General features: G+C 71.9%; 13 protein-coding genes and 1 pseudogene. 3 read left to right on the top strand and 11 right to left on the bottom strand.

The features are described 5' to 3' along the window. Positions 1–6: 6 nt before the first annotated feature. The 10 genes and pseudogenes from KV557_RS25430 to KV557_RS25385 form a co-directional block, all read right to left on the bottom strand. Positions 7–916, bottom strand: a pseudogene (locus KV557_RS25430) (SDR family NAD(P)-dependent oxidoreductase). Between the two features lie 128 nt (positions 917–1,044). Continuing rightward, complete coding sequence (locus KV557_RS25425; RefSeq protein WP_256177939.1) at positions 1,045–1,548, bottom strand: hypothetical protein; 504 nt, start codon at positions 1,546–1,548, stop codon at positions 1,045–1,047. Between the two features lie 284 nt (positions 1,549–1,832). After that, positions 1,833–2,612, bottom strand: a complete 780-nt coding sequence (locus KV557_RS25420) for an SDR family NAD(P)-dependent oxidoreductase (protein ID WP_218203802.1) — start codon at positions 2,610–2,612, stop codon at positions 1,833–1,835. Between the two features lie 349 nt (positions 2,613–2,961). Beyond that, on the bottom strand, positions 2,962–4,146 hold the full coding sequence (locus KV557_RS25415) for a M6 family metalloprotease domain-containing protein (RefSeq protein ID WP_256177938.1): 1,185 nt from the start codon (positions 4,144–4,146) through the stop codon (positions 2,962–2,964). Positions 4,147–4,171: 25 nt separating this feature from the next. Beyond that, positions 4,172–5,449 carry an alpha/beta fold hydrolase gene (locus KV557_RS25410; protein ID WP_218203864.1) on the bottom strand — a complete coding sequence of 426 codons (1,278 nt, stop codon included), beginning with the start codon at positions 5,447–5,449 and terminating at the stop codon, positions 4,172–4,174. After that, positions 5,449–6,462, bottom strand: a complete 1,014-nt coding sequence (locus KV557_RS25405) for an ABC transporter ATP-binding protein (RefSeq protein WP_218203801.1) — start codon at positions 6,460–6,462, stop codon at positions 5,449–5,451. Before KV557_RS25405 ends, KV557_RS25410 begins: the two co-directional genes overlap by 1 nt. Positions 6,463–6,562: 100 nt before the next feature. Then, on the bottom strand, positions 6,563–7,378 hold the full coding sequence (locus tag KV557_RS25400) for an ABC transporter ATP-binding protein (RefSeq protein ID WP_218203800.1): 816 nt from the start codon (positions 7,376–7,378) through the stop codon (positions 6,563–6,565). 100 nt (positions 7,379–7,478) lie between these two features. Beyond that, positions 7,479–8,471 carry an ABC transporter permease gene (locus KV557_RS25395; RefSeq protein ID WP_218203799.1) on the bottom strand — a complete coding sequence of 331 codons (993 nt, stop codon included), beginning with the start codon at positions 8,469–8,471 and terminating at the stop codon, positions 7,479–7,481. Beyond that, positions 8,468–9,349: an ABC transporter permease gene (locus KV557_RS25390; RefSeq protein WP_218203798.1), complete on the bottom strand. Its 882-nt coding sequence runs from the start codon at positions 9,347–9,349 to the stop codon at positions 8,468–8,470. The genes KV557_RS25395 and KV557_RS25390 overlap by 4 nt, the downstream gene beginning before the upstream one ends. Continuing rightward, the gene (locus KV557_RS25385) at positions 9,346–11,073 is read right to left on the bottom strand and encodes an ABC transporter substrate-binding protein (RefSeq protein WP_218203797.1); all 1,728 of its coding nucleotides are present in this window, start codon (positions 11,071–11,073) and stop codon (positions 9,346–9,348) included. Before KV557_RS25385 ends, KV557_RS25390 begins: the two co-directional genes overlap by 4 nt. 119 nt (positions 11,074–11,192) lie before the next feature. On the opposite strand from KV557_RS25385, the gene KV557_RS25380 reads away from it, so the two are divergent. Next, the gene (locus KV557_RS25380) at positions 11,193–12,152 is read left to right on the top strand and encodes a LysR family transcriptional regulator (RefSeq protein ID WP_218203796.1); all 960 of its coding nucleotides are present in this window, start codon (positions 11,193–11,195) and stop codon (positions 12,150–12,152) included. A 16-nt stretch (positions 12,153–12,168) separates the two neighbouring features. On the opposite strand, the gene dnaE is transcribed toward KV557_RS25380, so the two are convergent. Beyond that, positions 12,169–15,726 carry a DNA polymerase III subunit alpha gene (gene dnaE, locus KV557_RS25375; protein ID WP_218203795.1) on the bottom strand — a complete coding sequence of 1,186 codons (3,558 nt, stop codon included), beginning with the start codon at positions 15,724–15,726 and terminating at the stop codon, positions 12,169–12,171. A gap of 245 nt (positions 15,727–15,971) precedes the next feature. Between dnaE and KV557_RS25370 the strand changes: the two genes are divergently transcribed. Continuing rightward, positions 15,972–17,786 carry an APC family permease gene (locus KV557_RS25370; protein ID WP_218203794.1) on the top strand — a complete coding sequence of 605 codons (1,815 nt, stop codon included), beginning with the start codon at positions 15,972–15,974 and terminating at the stop codon, positions 17,784–17,786. 204 nt (positions 17,787–17,990) lie between these two features. Next, positions 17,991–20,126, top strand: coding sequence for a SpoIIE family protein phosphatase (locus KV557_RS25365; RefSeq protein ID WP_256177937.1), 2,136 nt, complete (start codon positions 17,991–17,993; stop codon positions 20,124–20,126). Positions 20,127–20,322: the final 196 nt, after the last annotated feature.

The raw sequence follows: 20,322 nt of genomic DNA, 5'->3' as shown, positions 1-20,322 counted from the left end.
CGGCTGTTACGGGGTGAGCAGCCGGTCCTGCTCGGTGGGCGGCGTCCCGCCGTGCCACGGCAGGGCCTTCCCGAACCGGACGAGCTCGCCGTACAGCACCGGGTCGACCGGTTCGCCGAACACGAGGTCGAGCACGGCACGGGCGGCCTCGGCAGGGCTCTGCGCCTGGCTGTAGTCGCTGAACCAGGGCCGGGAGGTGGCGGTGTCGACCATGCCGGGGCAGACCGCGGCGACCAGCGTCCCCTCGGCGAGATCGCGCTCGCGGCGCTCGGCCGCCACCGCCCGTACGGCCGCGACCTGCGCCACCTTCGACGGCACGTTCAGCCAGCGCGGCCAGCCCGCCTCCTCCGCCGTCCCGACGTGGACCGCGCTGCGCCAGGACTCGACCGCGTACTCGACCTGGTCGAGCGTCGCGCCGTCGAACCGCGGGTGCAGCCGCGGATCCAGATGGCCCAGGGTGCCCAGGGTGCTCGCGACGACGATCAGCCGGCCGCCCGGCCGCCCGGCCGCCCGGCCGCAGCACCGGCGCGAAGGAGCGCAGGACCGCATGGGTGCCGCCGTTGGCGACATCGATGAACTCGTCGGCCTGAGCGGCCTGGGACCGGTCGGGCAGGAGCCGGGCCACCGCGTTGGAGATCACGATGTCGACTCCGCCGTGGCGGCGCCGCAGCTCGGCGGCCAGAGTGCCGACGGCGTCGGCGTCGGCGTCGGTGACATCGAGGACCCGGCCCTCCACCCGGCTGCGGGTGGCCGGGGCCCGTGCGACCTGGGCGGCCGCCTCGGCGACCCTATGGTCGTTGCGGCCGGTCAGCAGGACCAGGTCTGCCGAGCGCATCCGGGCGGCCAGCCCCTCGAGGAGTGCACGGCCGAGACCTTGGTTGGCCCCGGTCACCAGCGCGATCCGTGGTGTGGTCATGCCTCCACGCCAGGGAGCACCCGGGCATGAGGCCAACGAAAGTTCGGAACACCTGGTATGCGTAGAAGTCATGGACTTCACGGACGTCGCCCTCGCCGCTCACCAGGTGTGGGGCGCGTCAGGCGTCCTCAGGCGTACAGCGCCACCCGTGGCTCGATCGCGCCTTGGCCGGCTTCCGTGACCGTGAGCCGATAGTGCACGGTGAGGGTGTGGTGACTGTGGAGGACGAGCTTCGCCGGGATGAGGTCGGTGTACAGGGTGCCGGTCTGGCTCCCGAGCGGCACGGTCTGCCAGCGGCCGTCGGCTGCCAGCAGTTCGAGCCTGACGTCCCCCGGCCCGAGGAAGGGGCCCTTGTCGGGTGACTCGACGAGGATCTGCGGGGCGACGGTCTGGTCCGCCGACGAGTTGTTGCGATAGGTGACGGTGATCCTGTGCGCCGCGTGGTCGGCCGGAAGCGGGCGGCTGGGCAGGTTCACGAAGGAGACCGGTGCGGCGGCGGCCGACGTCGGCAGAGGAGCGGAGGCCGCGGAGCCGGCCGCCTGTACGGGTGGCGTGAACGCGGCCGCCGGCAGGGCGGCGAGGGCGAGGGTGGCCAGGACCAGACTCGGGCGAGGGACCTTCCTGGTGGGCATAACGCCTCCTGGGTCGTCGACGGCGCCGTGGAGTACGCCGGCGGGCGGGCGCCGGCCGCGGGAAGTCTCCGCCTCCGACGGGTGCCCGGTGACCGAACGCTTCCACGGGTGCACAGGCCGTCGCTGTCCGGGCGGGCTGTACGCCTCTACCGTGCACGACAATGGCGCACGGCGCATCCGACCGGCGTTCGGCACGGGGGGAGGCCTCCCGGCGACGGACCGAAGGGGCTCGGCCGTCGCCGGGAGTCATGCCATGCGGGTCGGTACGCGCCCCGAACAGCGGATCACCCGGCCGCGATCGGTCCGAGGTAGGTGCCGCCGGAGACGTCGATGGTCTGGCCGGTCACCCAGCGGCCCTGCGGACCCGCCAGGAAGCCCACCACGTCCGCGACGTCCTCCGGCTCGCCGATCCGTCCGAGCGCGGTGATCGACTCAAGCCCGGCCACCGCCTCGGGAACCGCGGTGAAGCCGGCGACCATGTCGGTCCGCACCACCCCGGGTTCGACCGTGTTGACAGTGATCCCGCGCCGGCCCAGCTCGTTGGCGAGCGAGGGGCCGAGGGCCGCCAGTGCCGCCTTGGTGACGGTGTAGCCGATCTGGCGGGGATCCGCGATCCGGGTGGCCGCCGAGCCCACGTTGACGATCCGCCCGCCGTCCCGCAGCAGCGGCAACGCCCGCTGCACCACGAAGATCGGCGTGCTCACGTTGACCGCCAGCACCCGCTCGAACTCCTCCTCCGTGAGCTGCCCGATCGAACTGACCGAGTGGATGCCCGCGTTGTTGACCAGGATGTCCAGGCCGTCCGCGCCATGGTCCGCCAGCCCGGCGGTGAGCCCCTCGAACAACCGGTCCACCGCACCGCTCTCGCCGAACCGGGCCTGCACCGCGAACGCCCGGCCGCCGGCCTTGTCGATCAGCGCCACGGTCTCCGCGGCGGCCGCGTCGTTGCCGGCGTAGTGGACCGCGACCAGCGCCCCTTCGGCGGCGAGCCGAAGGGCGACCGCGCGCCCGATCCCCCGCGAGCCGCCCGTCACCAGTGCGGTCCTGCCGTCCAGTTCCCCCACGATCGCCTCTCCCTCGTCTTGCCCCGGTCGAATCCGGGACCGATATTCGGTCGTCACAACCCGATGTCGTCACAACCCGATGTCGCCACAACCCGATGTCGGGCACCCGTTCTATATGCCCGGAGTCGAACTTCTGAAGCCGCCCGGCTTCGGAACTACCCGTCCAGGGAGCCGCACCCCTGAGGCGGCGTGGCACCCGGGTTGCCGTTGATCACCGAGTCGGGTGGCGTGCACGGGAGATGCCTCCTGGGGGAGAGGTCGGGGGGACGGGGATCGCGCCGACGGCCGCCCAGCCGTGGGGGTTGCCCCAGCGGCCGTCGGCGCGAGTTCGTGGGGTGGTGTGCGGCGCCTACTGCTTGCTGACCGTAATGGTGTCGGTCAGCGGGCCCCGGTGCCGGACGTCGATGCGGACGCCGGTGGCGGGGTCGGTGAAGGACTGGCCGGGCTGGTACGCCGCCATGTCGAGCGGCCTGCAGCCTTCGGGCGGGGTGGCGTCCGGGTTGCCGTTGATCACCCGGATCGGGCCGTAGCCGGTCTGGACGGAGGTGTCGACGCGGTAGATCAGCACACCGGTCGAGCACGCGGACGTGTCGCCGCCGACAGCGCGGCGGGACTCGGCGACGTATGCGGTGGTGTCGCCGGTGCGGATCACCGCGATCTTGGTGCCGCCGGGGCGTTCGATCGCCCGCAGGCGGACGGTACGGCTGCCGGTGGTGGGCAGGCAGGCGATCTGGCGGTCGTCGATCCAGCCGAACTTCCAGCGCTCCCAGCCCAGATGCTGCGGTGCCGGCCCCGAGATGAGGCCCATCAGGTCCCAGCCGCCGACGTAGCGGTGGGGGTCGGTGCCGTCGAAGGCGTACAGGTCGGGCAGGCCGAAGGTGTGCGAGGTCTCGTGGTCGGCGACCTTGGGGCCCCAGTGGTACATGTCCTGGCCGAAGGTGACCGCCCATTTGATCCGCGTGCCGCCCGCCACGATGCCGGGGGCGGCCGGGTCGTACAGGTAGGTGGGCGAGAAGGTGATGGCGGAGGCGGATCTGGTCGGGACGATGTAGAGCAGGTCGTACCGGGAGAAGTCGACGTCCGGGCCGGCGGCCTCGACGGCCTGGCGCACGTATGCCTCGTGCTGTTCGAAGCTGATGCCGCGCTGGAAGCCGTACGAGCCGGAGTCCTGCGGCAGGTGGAGCCAGCGGTTGAGCGGGGTGATGTCGAGGCGGGTGCGGCCGTAGGAGTCCTGCCGCATCCAGTCGGCGGCCGGGGCGAGTTGGCCGTAGTAGTCGGCGAGGTCGCCGGTGGCCGGGGCATCGGGGAAGTCGACGAAGAGCATCAGGACGTGCTTGGTGCCCAGCGGCTGCTGGAACTGGGTGGCGTCGGTGGTGTGGCCCTCGTCGGTCCAGCCGGTTCGGCCGGGCAGCGCGCAGTCGGACGCGGGGGAGGAGGACGCGGGAGAGGAGACGGAGGAGGCGGCGACGCCCGGGCCTGCGGCGAGGAACGGGAGGGCCAGGGCGATCGCGCCGGCGAGGATGCGGGAGTTCAACGGGTTTCTCCTTCGCGGGGGTTGGTCAGGCCCGGCCGGAGGCCAGGTCCATCAGGCGGGCGAGGACTCGCCCTCCGGAGGCGGTGACACCGTCGTGCTCCCACTCGTTGGTGACCCAGGCGCGCAGGCCGCCGACCGCGCGGGCGGTGCCCAGGGACAGGCCGGCGTCCACGTACATGTCGTCGTGGTAGACGGCGGCCGCCACCGGGACCCGGTTGGCGGCGAGCCGGGCCGGGTCGTACAGCTCGGGCCAGTCGGTGCGGGCGGCGAGCAGGTCGGCGGCCTCGGCGAACGGGCGCAGGCCGGCGATCTCCCGGAGCATCCAGGGGTAGATCATCTCGCCGGTGAGCAGCAGCGGGTCGGCATCCTCGGCGAACGCGGGGTGCGCGGCCAGGGCGCGTTCGGCGGCCCAGCCGGTGGCTGCGCCGGCGCGGCCGTAGATGGACTCCTGGAGGACGGCGAAGAGCGGATTGTCGGTGAAGGAGGTCAGCTGCATGACCTGTTGCAGGAAGGTGGCGGTGGGTGCGCCGTCGGCGCCGAGGGCCTCGTCGAGCAGCCAGTGCAGGCGGGCGGAGCCGTCGCCCATGCCGAGCATGAGGCCGAGGGCGCGCAGACGGCGTACGGTGAGCCGGTCGCCGTCCGGGAGGTGGACCGGGTGGCGGGCGAGGTGGTCCGCGAGGTGCCGGAGCAGCGCGCGGTCGCCGGGGTGGCGGCGGTAGTGGGCGGTGAGCCGTTCGCGCACCCGGGGATAGGTGGCGGCGTACACGTCGTCGGCGGTGGCGTCGAGGCCCGGCAGGCCGCCGGTGATGTAGCAGGCACGCAGGCCCTCGGACGCGAAGGAGAGGTAGCTGAGGGTGACGAAGCCGCCGTAGCTCTGGCCGAGCGTCTCCCACGGTTCGTCGCCGCAGAGTTGACGTCTGATCAGTTCGGCGTCGGCGACGATCGAGTCGGCCCGGTGCAGCGCCAGGTGATCGGCCAGCCGGCGGGCCGGGCCGAGGGCGGCCGCCGCGCGGGCGGTGACGGGGGTGGAGCGGCCGGTGCCGCGCTGGTCGAGCAGCAGTACCCGGTGGGTCCTCAGGGCGTGGCCGAGCCAGCCGCCGGTGTTCAGCGGGCGCGGTGACTTCCCGCCCGGTCCGCCCTGGAGGTAGAGCAGCCAGGGCAGTTGATCCCGGGCGCGGACCGGGTCGGCGAGCTCGCGGGCGAAGACCTCGATGGTTGCGCCGCCGGGGGCGGCGTGGTCGAGCGGGACGGTGAAGGCGTGGTCGGTCACGGCGAGGCCGGGCAGGCGGTGGCTGGTACGGATCACGGCATTTCCTCTGGGAAGTGGCACGCAACTTCGTGCCCCGGCACGATCGCCCGCAGGGCGGGCCGCTCGGCGGCGCAGCGGTCGGCCGCCTTGGGGCAGCGGGTGCGGAAGCGGCAGCCGCTGGGCGGGTCGAGGGGGCTGGGGAGGTCGCCGCGCAGCACGATGCGCTCGCGGCCGCGCTCGGCGTCCGGGTCGGGCAGCGGCACGGCGGACAGCAGGGCGCGGGTGTACGGGTGGGCCGGGGTGGCGAACAGGGTGTCGCGGTCGGTGGTCTCGACGACGGCCCCGAGGTACATGACGGCGATCCGGGTGCTGATCTGCCGGACGGCGCCGAGGTCGTGGGCGATGAACAGGTAGGCGAGACCGTACTCGTCCTGGAGGTCCTTGAGCAGGTTGAGGATCTGGGCCTGCACCGAGACGTCGAGGGCGGAGACCGGCTCGTCGCACACCACCAGCTTCGGCCGCAGGGCCAACGCACGGGCGATGCCGATGCGTTGGGCCTGGCCGCCGGAGAACTCGTGCGGGTGGCGGTCGGCGTGGTCGGCTCTCAGCCCGACGCGTTCCAGCAGCCGCTCCACCGGCTCGTCGGGTTCCAGCCCCTGGTAGGCGAAGGGCGAGGCGAGGATCCGGCGGACGGTCTGGCGGGGGTTGAGCGAGGAGAGCGGGTCCTGGAAGACCATCTGGAGTTCGCGGCGGACCGGGCGCAGCCGCCTCTCGTCGAGGCCGGCGAGGTCCTGCCCGGCGAAGCGGACGGTGCCCGAGGTCGGCCGTTCCAGCCGGGTGAGCAGGCGGGCCACGGTGGACTTGCCGCAGCCGGACTCGCCGACCAGGCCGAGGGTTTCGCCCGGGGCGACCCGCAGCGAGACGCCGTCGACGGCGGTGACGTGTCCGGCGAGGCGCCGGGTGAGGCCGTGCCGGACCGGGAAGCGCTTGACGAGGCTGCGGGTTTCGAGCAAGGGGGGTTCGAGCAGGGGCGTTTCCGGAAGAGGGGTGTCGCGCAGCTCGCTCATGCGCCCACCTCGCTGCGCTCGGCGGTCGCTTCGCGAAACGCGCACCTCTCGATGATTCTCCCCCAGCCTTCGGCCGGGGGGACCCCCATGCTCCGCTCGCTCATGAGCTCGCCTCCAGGGTGGGCAGCCGGTGGGGCAGCGGCCCGTCGATGCGCGGCACGCAGGCGAGCAGGCCCCGGGTGTAGGCCTCCTGCGGCCGGTGGAAGACGTCGTGGACGGTGCCGCGTTCGACCGCTCGGCCGTCGTGCATCACGACGACGTGGTCGGCGAGTCCGGCGACCACGCCCATGTCGTGGGTGATCAGCATGATCGCGGTGCCGGCCTCCTGCCGGAGCTCGCGCAGCAGGCCGAGGATCTGGGCCTGGACGGTGACGTCGAGCGCGGTGGTCGGCTCGTCCGCGATCAGCAGGTCCGGCTCCAGGCACAGCGCCATCGCGATCATCACCCGCTGCCGCATCCCGCCGGAGAACTCGTGCGGGTAGGAGCGGGCGCGCCGTTCGGGCTCGGGGATGCCGACCCGCTCCAGCATCCGGACGGCGACCCGGTGGGCCGCCTTCCGCCCGGCCCGGTGGTGGGCGCGGTAGGCCTCGGCGATCTGGAAGGCCACCGGGTAGTACGGGTTGAGGCAGGACAGCGGGTCCTGGAAGACCATGGCGATCCGGTTGCCGCGCAGGCGGCGCAGGGAACGTCGGTCCAGGCCCGTCAACTCGCGCCCGTCGAAATGGATTTCGCCGCCGACCCGGGCATCGCGGGGCAGCAGCCCGAGCACGGCGAGGCTGGTGACGGACTTGCCGCTGCCGGACTCCCCGACCACGCCGAGCACCTGCCCGGCCGCCAGGTCGAGGTCGAGCCCGGCCACGGCGCGGACGCCGGAGCCGAAGTCGACCGTGAGGCCGCGTACGGTCAGCAGACTCATGCGCCCACCTCGCTTCGCTCGGCAGGGGCATTCGCCCGCGCGCACCTGTCGATGATTCGCTCTCCCCCAGCCTTCGGCCGGGGGTACCCCCATCGCTCGCTCATGCGACGGCCCTCACTCTCGGGTCGAGCACGGCGTAGACGAGGTCGACCACCAGGTTGGCGAGCACCACGAAGCAGGCGGCGACCAGCGTGACGCCGAGGATCACCGGCTGGTCGGCACCCGCGATCGCGTCGGCGGCGAGCTTGCCGACGCCGGGCAGGCCGAAGACCGACTCGGTGATGAGCGCGCCGCCGAGCAGGGCGCCGAGGTCCATGCCGAAGATCGTCACGATCGGCATCAGTGCGGGCCGCAGCGCGTGCCGGCGTACCACGGTGACCTCGGCCAGGCCCTTGGCGCGCGCGGTGCGGACGTAGTTCTGGCCGAGGCTCTCCAGCATCTCGCTGCGGGTGACCCGGGCGTACACCCCGGCGTAGAGCATGGCCAGGGTGATCCAGGGCATCACCATCGACTGCGCCCAGCCGGCCGGGTCCTCGGTGAGGGGGACGGCCGTGGGGTAGGGCAGCACGTTCAGCCGGACCACCAGCAGGTACTGGAGCACCAGCGCGGTGAAGTAGACCGGCAGCGAGACCCCGCCGAGGGCGGCCGTCATCGCGGCGCGGTCCCACAGGCTGCCGCGCCGCAGCGCGGACACCACGCCCGCCGCCACGCCGACGGCCAGCCACAGCACGGCCGCGCCCGCGGCGATGGAGACGCTGACGGGCAGCCGGGCGGTCAGCATCTCCCAGACCGGCCGGTTCGTCTGGAAGCTGAAGCCCAGGCAGGGGAATGGGCACGGGACGGCCTGCGCACCGGTGCCATACGTGCGGCCGGAGAGGATGCCGCCGAGGTAGTCCCCGAACTGGGCGAACGGGGACCGGTCCAGTCCGAGGGTGGCGCGGATCCCGGCGAGCCGTTCCGGGCTGCAGGCCTTGCCGCACGCGCCCTGGGCGGGATCGGCGGGCATCAGGTAGAAGATCGCGAAGGTGGCGGCGCAGATCACCAGCAGGATGAGTGCGGTGACGGCCAGTCTTCGCAGCAGGTAGAGGATCATCGCGGTCTGCTCCGGGGATCGAGCGTGTCGCGCACGGCGTCGCCCAGCACGTTGAAGGCGAGCACGGTGACGAACAGAAGGGCGCCGGGGATGAGGAAGTAGGCCGGGTCGGCGGCGTACCAGGGCACGGCGGTGGCGATCATCTGCCCCCAGGACGGCGTTGGTGGTTGGACGCCCACGCCGAGGAAGGACAGTCCGGCCTCGGTGGCGATGCAGGCCGGGATCGACATCGTCGCCACCACCAGCACCGGTCCGGTCAGGTTGGGCAGCACCTCGCGCAGCAGCAGCGTCCGCCGGGACGCGCCGAGCACCCGGGCCGCCGCGACGAACTCGCCGCGGGCGAGCACCATCGCCTGCCCGCGGACGATCCGTCCGACGTACGGCCAGCCGAAGAACCCGAGCACCACGACCAGCAGCAGCCGGCGGTCGGCGCCGGGCGCGGCCGAGATCAGCGCGATCATGAAGATCAGGCTGGGGAAGGACAGCAGTAGGTCCATCAGCCGGCCGATGACGGTGTCGGTCCAGCCGCCGAGGAAGCCGGCGAGCAGGCCGAGGGCAGTCCCCAGCGTCACCGACAGGGCGGTGGCCAGGACGGCGATCAGCAGCGAGACCCGCGCGCCGTACACCACCCGGGCGAGCACGTCCCGCCCGTTGACCGGCTCCACACCCAGCCAGTGCGCGGCGCTGATCCCGCCCGCGGTCCCGCGCGGCAGTCCGCCGAGCGCCGGGTCCACCGCCTCACCGTGGAACGCCGTCGGGGAGCTGCCGGCCAGCCAGGTGATCAGCGGGGCGGCGAGCGCGGTGAGCACCAGCAGGGCAACCGCGGTCAGCGCCAGCGCCGCCGAGCGCTGCGCCAACAGCTTGCGCAGGACGGTCACTTCCGAAGCCCCAGCGAGACGAGGTCGAGCCGGCCGACGAAGGCGGTGTGCCCGTACGCACCGGCCACGTTCGGCCCGACCAGGACGGCGGCCCTGTCCCAGAGGAACGGCACGACGGGGGCGTCCCGCATGATGCGCTGGGCGAGCTCGCCGTAGGCGCTCTGCGCGGCGGCCGGGTCGCCGACGGCCGCGATCTCGTCCAGCCGGGCGTCGACCTCGGGGGAGTCGTACTGGGCGCGGTTGTTGTTGCCCTCGGGGGTGATCAGCCGGCCGTCGAACAGGATCGGCAGATAGGTGGAGGCGCCCGGCCAGTCCGGCGTCCAGCCGTCGATCACCAGGTCGTGCTGCCGGGCCGGGCTGCCGACCGTGCTGTAGAAGGCCGAGGAGCTGATCTCGTTGATCTTCACGGTGATGCCGGCCCGGGCGAGCGAGGCCTGCACCGCCTCGCCCTGGGCCTTGCCTCCGGCGGTGGCCGGGGTGTCGAGGGTGAGTTCCAGGCCGGAGGCGTGACCGGCCTCGGCGAGCAGGGCCTTGGCCTTGTCCGGGTCGCCCTTGCCGTCCTTGCTCGGGTACGGGTCCTCGGGGGCTCCGCCGGGCGGGGTGGCGGCCGCGGTGGCCGGGGTGGCGGCCGCGCCGGACAGGGTGGGTGGCAGCAGGGTGGTGGCGAGGTCGCCCGCGATCGGGCCGCCGCGGGTGGTGCGCAGGGCGTCCTTGTCGAGCGCGTACGCGATGGCCTGCCGCACCCGGACGTCGTCCAGTGGCCGGTGCCGGGTGTTGATGCTGAGGAAGCGGGTGTTGATGGATTCGCCGGTGACCAGGCGTTTCTTCAGCCGCGGGTCGTTCACCACCCGCCCGACCGAGGCCGGACCGATCGGCTCCAGCGCGACGGCGTCCGCGTCCTCGCCCTGACCGGCGATCAGCCGTTGGTCGACCACCGCCGGGTCCAGGTTGAGGTCGATGACGACCTTGTCCGGCAGGCCCTTGCGGACGGTGTCGGTGGTCCGGTCCCACGCGGGGTTGCGGACCAGGGTGAGCTGCTTCTTCGGCTCGAACGCGTCGATCCGGTACGGGCCGGAGGAGAACGGGCGGTTGTCGTAGCCCACGCCGGTGTCCTTGTCCTGCGGCACCGGGGCGAACATCGGCAGCGACACGGCGGAACCGAAGTCGGCCACCGGACGGTTGAGCCGGAAGACGATGGTCCGCTCGTCCGGGGTCTCGATCGACGCGAGCCCGGCCGGGTCCTTGTACGGCCCCTTGTACGTCTCACCGCCCGCCAGCCAGAGCCGGGCGTACGGCGGGCCCTCCGGCAGCTCGGCGGCGAAGGTGCGCTCGACGCCGTACTTGACGTCCTTGCTGGTGACGGGCCGGCCGTCCTCGAACTTCACGCCGTCCTTGAGGGTGAAGGTCCAGGTCCGCGCGCCGTCGGCGGGGCGCCCGGTGTCGGTGGCCAGGTCCGGGACGATCTGCCCGCCGGCCTGCCCGGGGGCGGGGGCGAACGTGGTGAGCGTCCGGTAGAGCAGGCGGCCCACGTCCTGGGTGGAGGTGACGTAGGCGCGGGCCGGGTCCAGGTGCTCCAGGTCGATGCTGGACAGGACGTGCAGCGTGCCGCCCGGCGCCGGGGTGGCGTCCGCGGCGGCACCGCCGCCGTCCGGCCCGCCGCAGGCCGCCGCCGACAGCAGTCCGAGAGTCGCGGTCAGGGCGCATGCGGCTCTTCGTGGCCTCATTTGTCCCCCTTCTGTGCGCTTTTGTGCGAGGTCTATGTGATATGACATTTCACATGTGGGACAAGATTGGGCCGTCCTGGCCCCTTCCGGGAGCTCTCAGCTGCTCATAACATCCGCTTATGGAGCTAGAGATACGGCACCTGCGGATGATCTGCGCCATCGCCGAGACCGGCAGCCTCACCCGGGCCGCCGCCTCGCTCCGCCTCACCCAGCCCGGCCTCAGTGCCCAACTGCGCCGGATCGAGAGCCTGTTGGGCGGCCCGCTGTTCGACCGCCGACCCACCGGCGCCGTCCCGACCGCCTTCGGCGAGACCGTGCTCACCCGCGCCCGCGCCGTCCTCCCCACCGTCGACGAGCTGCTGAGCGCCTCCACCCTCGCCGCCCGCACCGGCAGCCCGACACCCCGCTTCCGGCTCGGGTCCGTCAACGCCCCGCTGCTCGGCGGGCTGATCACCGCGCTGCGCACCCACCACCCCGAGGCGCGGATCGCCTCCCGCGCCCAGGGCTCGTCCGTTCCCCTGGTCGACGACCTCGCGCACGGGCGCCTCGACGCCGCCGTGGTCGGCGACTGCCCCGGCTACGAGCTGGCCGCGCGGTCGGGCGTGGTCCTGCGGCCGGTCGTCACCGAGCCCGTGTTCGTCGCCCTGCCGGCCGGTCACCGCCTCGCCGCCCGACCGGAGGTCCACCTGGACGAACTGGCGGACGAGGACTGGGTCGCACCGCGCCCGGACGACGACCGGGTCCGCGAGTACTGGTCCACCACCTTCCGCGCGACCGGCCACCGGATGCGCACCGTCCACGAGGCGGAGGGGCGGCTGCTGCTCGAACTGGTCCGCAGCGGGCACGCGGTGAGCCTGTGCCAGGCCACGTTCGAGGAGGCCCCGGGCATCGCCGTACGGCCCATCGCCGGCGACCCGCTCTGGTACCGGCACCTGATCGGGTGGCACCAGGCGGGTCAACTGGCAGCCCTGGAGACAGCGCTCGTCGAGCACGCCCGTGCGGCCCATCGGGCCGCGGCCGAGCGCAGTCCGGTGTACCAACGGTGGCTGCGCGCAGCCCGGGACGGGCGCGAGGAGTAGCGCGGATCCCGAGCCGCTAGACCGTGCCCACCCAGGCGTTGCTGCCGAGCAGGGTCTTGATGTCCGAGGCGAGGCCGTTGTCGGGGTTCACCAGGAAGCCGAGCTCGTAGAGGGTGTCCTTGTCCCAGTTGGTGGTCAGCAGGCGGACCGGGACGTCGCCGGGGTGGGCCTGCAGGGCGAGCTTGATCTCGGCCACCACGTCCGAGGTGATCTTGCCGAGCGGCACGGTGATGTGGACCGGTGGCTTGGTGTCGAGTTCGGCGGAGGAGACGTCGAGGGTGGTGATCTCCTGGCCGAAGATGCTCAGGGAGCCGTCCCGCTCGTTGAGCCGGCCGCGGGCCGAGATGACGTTGTCCTCGACCATCTGCTCGGCCATCAGGTTGTAGGTGGCGGGGAAGAACAGCACCTCGACCGAGCCGTCGCGGTCGGCGAGGGTGATGATGGCCCAGGCGTTGCCGGCCTTGTTGATCCGGCGGTCGACGGCGGTGATCAGGCCGGCCAGCCGGACCTCGCCCTCGGTGCGGCCGGAGCCGAGGAGTTCGGCGATGGAGGTGTCGCGGTTGCGGGAGAGGATGTGTTCGGCGCCGTCGAGCGGGTGGCTGGAGACGTAGAGGCCGAGCATCTCCCGCTCCAGGCTGAGCAGTTGGCGGCGCGGCCACTCCCGGTCGGTGAGCTCGAAGTCCAGGCCGATGGCGGGCGCGGAGCCGTCGCCGGTGTCCAGTGCGCCGAAGAGGTCGTCCTGGCCGATCGCCTGCTGCTTCTTCACCCCGGTCACCGCGTCGATCGCGCTCTCGTGGACGGTGCTGAGCGAGAGCCGGGTGTGCCCGAGGGAGTCGAACGCGCCCGCCTTGATCAGGGAGTCGACGGTGCGCTTGTTGCAGACCACCAGCTCGACCTTGTCCAGGAAGTCCGCGAACGAGGCGTACTTGCCCTTCTCCTTTCGCGTCTTCACCAGCGAATCGATGACCGGCACACCGACGTTGCGCACCGCCTTCAGGCCGAAGCGGACGTCGCTGCCGACGGCGGTGAAGTCGACCACGGACTCGTTGACGTCGGGGGAGAGGATCTTGATGCCCATCTGGCGGCACTCCGCCAGGTAGACGGCCATCTTGTCCTTGTCGTCCGCCACCGAGGTGAGCAGGGCGGCCATGTACTCGGCCGGGTAGTTGGCCTTGAGGTAGGCGGTCTGGTACGAGACGAGGCCGTAGGCGGCGGAGTGCGACTTGTTGAAGGCGTAGCCGGCGAACGGCACCAGGACGTCCCACACGGCCTGGATGGCCTCGTCGGAGTAGCCGCGGTCGCGGCAGCCGGCCTGGAAGGGGATGAACTCCTTCTCCAGGACCTCCTTCTTCTTCTTGCCCATCGCGCGGCGCAGCAGGTCGGCCTGGCCGAGGCTGTAGCCGGCCAGGACCTGCGCCGCTCGCTGCACCTGCTCCTGGTAGACGATCAGGCCGTAGGTGGGGCCGAGGACCTCGCTGAGCGGGGCCTCCAGCTCGGGGTGGATCGGGACGATCTCCTGCTGGCCGTTCTTGCGAAGTGCGTAGTTGGTGTGCGAGTTCATGCCCATCGGGCCCGGCCGGTAGAGGGCGCTGACGGCGGAGATGTCGGCGAACTCGGTGGGCTTCATCAGGCGCAGCAGGGCGCGCATGGGGCCGCCGTCGAGCTGGAACACGCCGAGGGTGTCGCCGCGCGCCAGCAGTTGGTAGGTCGTGGGGTCGTCCAGCGGGATCTTCTCGATGTCGACGTCGGCGCCCCGGTTGGATTTGATGATCTTGATGCAGTGGTCGATGATGCCCAGGTTCCGCAGACCCAGGAAGTCCATCTTGATCAGGCCCATGGCTTCGCACGACGGATAGTCGAAGCCGGTGATGATCACGCCGTCCTTGTCCCGCATGTGCAGCGGGATCAGGTCGAGCAGCGGGGTGGAGGAGAGGATGACGGCGGCGGCGTGCACGCCGGTGCCGCGGATCAGGCCCTCGATGCCCCGGCCGGTGTCGATGATCTTCTTGACGTCGGGCTCGTTGTCGTACAGCGCCCGGATCTCGGTGCCCTCGTTGTAGCGGGGGTGGTCCTCGTTGAAGAGGTCCGCGAGCGGGACGCCCTTGCCCATCACGTCCGGGGGCATCGCCTTGGTGATCCGGTCGCCCATGGCGAAGGGGTAGCCGAGGATGCGGTTGGCGTCCTTGACGGCGGCCTTGGCCTTGATCGTGCCGAAGGTGTTGACCTGGGCGGTGTAGGCGGAGCCGTACTTGTCGGTGACGTAGCGCACCATCTGGTCGCGCTGGCGGTCGTCGAAGTCGATGTCGACGTCCGGGGGGTTGATGCGCTCGGGGTTCAGGAAGCGCTCGAAGAGCAGGTCGTGTTCGAGTGGGTCGAGCTCGGTGATCCGGGTCAGGTAGGCGACCATCGAGCCGGCCGCCGAGCCTCGGCCCGGGCCGACCGGGATGCCGTTGTCCCGGGCGTACTGGCAGATGTCCGCGACCACGAGGAAGTAGGCGTCGAACCCCATCGGGCTGATGACGCCCATCTCGAGCTCGATCCGGTCCAGCACCTCCTGGCCCGGGTTGTCGCCGTAGCGTGCCGTGAGCCCGGCGGTGATCTTCTTGCGCAGGTACGAGGCCTGGGTCTCGCCCTCGGGCACGTCGAACTGCGGCATCCGGTCGACGTAGGTGAAGACCTCCTCGTACGACTCGACGCGCTCGGCGATCAGCAGGGTGTTGTCGCAGGCCTGGGGCAGCTCGCGGAACAGCTCGCGCATCTCGGCAGCGGTCTTGATGTAGTAGCCGGTGCCCTGGAACTTGAAGCGGTTCGGGTCGTCCTTGTTCTTGCCCACGCCGACGCAGAGCAGGCTGTCGTGGGCGTCGGCCTGGTCGGCGGTCACGTAGTGCGAGTCGTTCGTGGCCAGCAGCGGGATGTTCAGCTGCTTGGCGAGGCGCAGGAGGTCCTCGCGGACGTCCCGTTCGATGGACAGGCCGTGGTCCATCAGCTCCAGGAAGTAGTTCTCCTTGCCGAAGATGTCCTGGTACGCGCCGGCGGCCTTGACCGCCTCCTCGTACTGGCCGAGGCGCAGCCGGGTCTGCACCTCGCCCGAGGGGCAGCCGGTGGTGGCGATGATGCCGCTCGCGTTGGCGGCGATCAGCTCGCGGTCCATCCGGGGCTTCATGTAGTAGCCCTCCATCGACGCGAGCGAGGAGAGCTTGAAGAGGTTGCGCAGGCCGGTCGCGTTCTGGGCCCACATCGTCATGTGGGTGTAGCGGCCGCCGCCGGAGACGTCCTTGCCGCCCTCGCCGTCGGCACTCGCCGGGCGCTGCCCGCCGGGTGACCAGAACACCTGCTTCTTCTCGAAGCGCGAGCCGGGTGCGACGTACGCCTCGATGCCGATGATCGGCTTCACCCCGGTCCTGGCCGCGGCGTGGAAGAACTCGTACGCGCCGAACATGTTGCCGTGGTCGCTCATCGCGATCGCGGGCATCCCCTGCCGCTCCGCCTCCGCGAACAACTTGCCGTTCTTCGCGGCCCCGTCGAGCATCGAGTACTCGGTGTGGACGTGCAGGTGAGCGAACGTGTCGGACACTTCGGTGGAACTCCTTGCGGATCGGGCGCGCAGGCGGAAGTGCCCACCCTAGCGAGCGGCGGAGACCGGCTCGCCGTGATGCCCGTTGCCACGGATACCTTTGACAACCCCTTGACACCCGCTGCGCAGGCATTGATCCGTCAGTGTGACCGGGCCTCCGGGACAGGTGCCGCACGCGGGACGTCACGATGCGCCCGGGCAGACTTGGGTCTCCGTGTTCACCCTCCACCGGCGGCGAGGTCCCCATGGCGTTCGGCCTGTCACGTCGTGAGCTCCAGCCGAAGGTGCGACTGCTGCACGGGGAGGGCGGCCGGCACCACCTGACCAGCCTGGAGGGGCTGGCCGCACTGTCGCTCGACGCACTGAGCTCGGTCGCGTACGGTCCCGAGGCGATCGTGGTCGTGCTGATCGCGGCGGGGACGGGCGCCCTCAATGCCGCGCTGCCGATCACCGTCGCCATCACCGTGCTGCTCGCGGTGCTCGTCGTCTCCTACAGCCAGGTGATCGCCGTGCACCCGGACGGCGGCGGCGCGTACGCGGTGGCCAAGAAGGACCTCGGCGGATGGACCAGCCTGCTGGCGGCGGCCAGCCTCGTCGTGGACTACGTGCTCACCGTCGCCGTCAGCCTCGCGGCCGGAGCCGCCAGTCTGGCGTCCGCCTTCCCCGGGCTGCGCGGGTATCTGGTGGAGGTCTGCCTCGGCATCCTGGCCCTGCTCACCCTGGTCAACCTGCGCGGCATTGCCGAGAGCGCCCGGGTGATGATGCTGCCCACCGTGCTGTTCGTCGTGACCATCCTCGGCATCGTCGTGCTCGGACTGGCCCGGGCCCATCCGGTCACGGTGGTCGGCACCGCCGACACCGTCCCGGTGACCGAGAGCCTCGGCCTGCTGCTGGTGCTGAAGGCCTTCGCCGCGGGCTGCTCCGCGCTGACCGGGGTGGAGGCGATCGCCAACGGCGTGCCGGCCTTCCGGGAGCCGCGCGCGAAGCGCGCCCAGCGCACCGAGATGATGCTCGGCGCCCTGCTCGGGCTGATGCTCCTCGGGCTGTCGGTGCTGATCCGCCGCGACCACGTCGCCCCGCGCGGCGGGGTGACCGTGCTGGCCCAGCTCACCGCCGGCGCCTACGGCGACGGGTGGGCGTACTACGCGACCAACGTGCTCGTCGCCCTCATCCTGGCCCTGGCCGCCAACACCAGCTTCGGCGGGCTGCCGGTCCTGATGAGCCTGCTGGCCCGGGACCACCGGCTGCCCCATCTGTTCGGGCTGCGCAAGGAGCGCCCGGTGTACCGGTGGGGCGTCCTGGCGCTGGCCCTGCTGTCCGCGGTGCTGATCGCCGCCGTGGACGCCGACACCCAGCGGCTGATCCCGCTGTTCGCGATCGGGGTGTTCATCGGGTTCACCATCAGCCAGGTCGGCCTGGTCCGGCACTGGCGGCAGGAGCGGCCCGTGGGCTGGCGCCGCCGGGCGCTGATCAACGGCACCGGGGCGATCATGACCGCGGTGGCCGCGCTGGTGTTCCTGGTCTCGAAGTTCCTGGAGGGCGCGTGGGTGGTCGTCGTCGCGGTGCCGCTGATGATGCTGCTGTTCGCGCGCATCGAGCGCTACTACAGGGCGGTCGGGATCGAGCTCGGGCTCGGTCGGATCCCGGCCCGGCCGGCCCGCAGTTCCAGCCTGGTCATCGTGCCGATCGGGGAGGTCAGCAAGCTGGCCGAGCACGCGCTCAGCGCCGCGCTGGCGTTGGGCGACGAGGTGGTCGCCGTCGCCGTCCACTCCGATCCCGGGACGGCAGCCGCTCTGGTCCGGCGGTGGAACCAGTGGAACCCGGGCGTCCGGCTGGAGGTCATCGACAGTCCGCAGCGCTCGCTGGTGGAGCCCATCGTCCGGTACGTGCGGAACGCGGCACAGGGCGGCCGCCAGATCGCCGTCCTCATCCCCGAGGTCGAGCCCCGGCACCGCCGGTATCAGATCCTGCAGAACCAGCGCGGCATCCTGCTCGCGACCGTCCTGCGGGCCCGCACCGACGTCGTCGTCTGCATCCTGCCGCACCGGCTCTCTCTGTAGGGCCTCCCCGCCGCTGCCCTGCCGGCGCCTCAGCCGCAGGCCCGCGCGAACCTGCCCCTCCCCGCGGGCGATGCGGCAGCGAAGTGCCGGCGGTGTCGATGCTCCGGGTGTGCCGGCCGACGGGCGCCGGGGCGTGTGGTGCCCGGTCGGGAGACTATGGATTAAGGCCGCGGGTTCACCGTCGGCTCGAACGAGGTTCTTGTGATGAGCATGTCATGGCATGCGCCGTCCCGGCCCGTACGCGAGGTCGCCGAGGCGATGGCGGGGCGTGGCCTTGAGGCGGTGGCGCAGATCCTGCGGTCAGTGCCGGACCGGGTGGGCGCGCATGCCGGCGGTCTCTACCTGCTGTCGGAGGACCGGCAGCTGCTCGAACTGGCCATGACATTCGGAGCGGCCCGGCAGTTCACCAGGCCGTGGCGGCACATCGGCATGACCGCGCCGATCCCGGTGGTCGAAGCGGTGCGCAGCGGGCAGGTCGTCTGGGTGGGCGGCGCGGAGGAGATGGCGCGCCGGTTCCCCAGGGTCGCGGTCGCCATGCCGTACGCGTTCTGCCTCGCGGCTGCGCCGCTCGTCGCGGGGCGGACCACGTACGGGGCGATCTTCATCATCTGGCCCGCCGCCCATCCCCCTGAACTGTCGCTCCGCGAACGCGGCGCGCTCGACGCACTCGCCCTGCGTCTGGCGGAGCTGCTGGCGCGGGAGGCCCGGGCGGGCTGTCCGATCCGACCCGGCCCCCGCCCGGCGGTGGCGGAGAACCGTTCCGCCGACCCCTTCACCGCGATGGCGGCACGACTGCCGGAGGGCGTCTGCGGCATGGACCTGGACGGCCGGGTGGCCGCAGTCACGCCGACCGCCGCGGAGCTGCTCGGCGAGCCGGTGGGGCGACTGCTGGGCGAACGGCCGTGGACGGTGCTGTCATGGCTGCGCGATCCGGTGTACGAGTACCACTACCGGGCGGCGGTGATCGGCGGGGAGTCCACGTCGTTCGTCGCACTGCGGCCGCCGGACCAGTGGCTGTCGTTCCAGCTCTTCCCGGACCCCTCCGGAGTCACCGTGCGGATCGTCGCCGCCGATGCCTCCCTGCACGACCCGCACACCGAAGCACCCGCCGAACGGGCGGTGCACACGCGGCCCGGAGCGCTGTACCACCTCCTCCACCTCGCGAGCGCGCTGACCGAGGCCATCAGCGTGCAGGACGTGGTGAACATGGTCTCCGAGCAGATCCTGCCGGCGTTCGGCGGCCAGGCCGTCGCCGTGCTGGTGCCCGAAGGCGGCCGACTGCGCCTCGCGGGTCACCGGGGCTACCGGCCCGGCCTGATCGACCAGTTCGACGGCACCCGGCTGACCGAGCCGACGCCCGGTGTCCAGGCGTCCACCAACCCCGTACCGGTGTTCTTCGAGACCCGTGCGGAGCTGGAGCGGGTGTACCCGGACCGCCACGAGACGCAGGACGAGATGTCCGCCTGGGCCTATCTGCCGCTGGTGACCTCGCGCAGGCTGATCGGCACCTGCGTGCTGGCGTTCGCCGAGCCGCACCGCTTCGACATGGAGGAGCGCGCCGTCCTCACCTCGCTCGGTGGTCTGATCGCCCAGGCCCTGGACCGTGCCCGGCTGTACGACACCAAGCTCGTGCTCGCCCAGGGTCTCCAGGAAAGCCTGCTGCCCCACACACTGCCCGTCGTCCCGAGCCTGGAGATCAGCGCCCGCTACCTGCCGTGCACCGAGGGCATGGACGTCGGAGGCGACTTCTACGACCTCATCCGGGTCGGGCCCGACACCCTGGCCGTCGTCATCGGCGACGTCCAGGGCCACAACGTCAACGCCGCCGCGCTGATGGGCCAGATCCGCACCGCCGTCCGTGCCTTCTCCGCGGCCGACGCCGATCCGAGTACCGTGCTCGCCCGCACCAACCGCCTGCTGACCGACCTGGACACGACCTTGCTGGCCAGCTGTGTCTACCTCTGCGTCGATCTCGCCCGCCGCGAGGCCTGGCTGGCCAACGCGGGGCACCCGGTGCCCCTGTTGTACGGCCCGGACGGCCGGACGGTGGCACTGGAGCCGCCCGGCGGTATGGTGCTGAACGTCGACCCCGCCGCCGAGTACCCGCAGATTCGGATCGATCTGCCGATCGGCACCACCCTGGTCCTGTACACCGACGGCCTCATCGACACGCCCGGCGCCGACCTCGACCAGGCGCTGGCCGATCTCACCGCCACGCTCGCCCGGCACGGCGGCGAACCGCTCGACCGGCTGGCCGACGTGCTCATCGGCCTCGCCGGGCACACGGAGCACCGCACCGACGACGTCGCGCTGCTGTTGGTCCGGTCCGTCCCCCGATGAACCGCGACGGGTGGATGAGCGGGGGAGGACACCGAGTACCGGCTACTCGGGCTGAGCGCACCGGGGGTTACGACCTTGGGAGCAATGCTCGTGGTCGCGGTCGGCCCGTGACGTGAGAAGGGCCGCACGGGTTGGGTGAGTTGTGACGCTTACCTGGGCCCGTGCGGCCTGCTCTCATCCTGCCCTGTCCGGGGTC

The organism is Kitasatospora aureofaciens, from assembly GCF_019192735.1.
In the GTDB taxonomy this organism is placed as follows: Bacteria; Actinomycetota; Actinomycetes; order Streptomycetales; family Streptomycetaceae; genus Kitasatospora; species Kitasatospora aureofaciens_A.
This window is presented reverse-complemented; position numbering and strand designations above follow the sequence as displayed.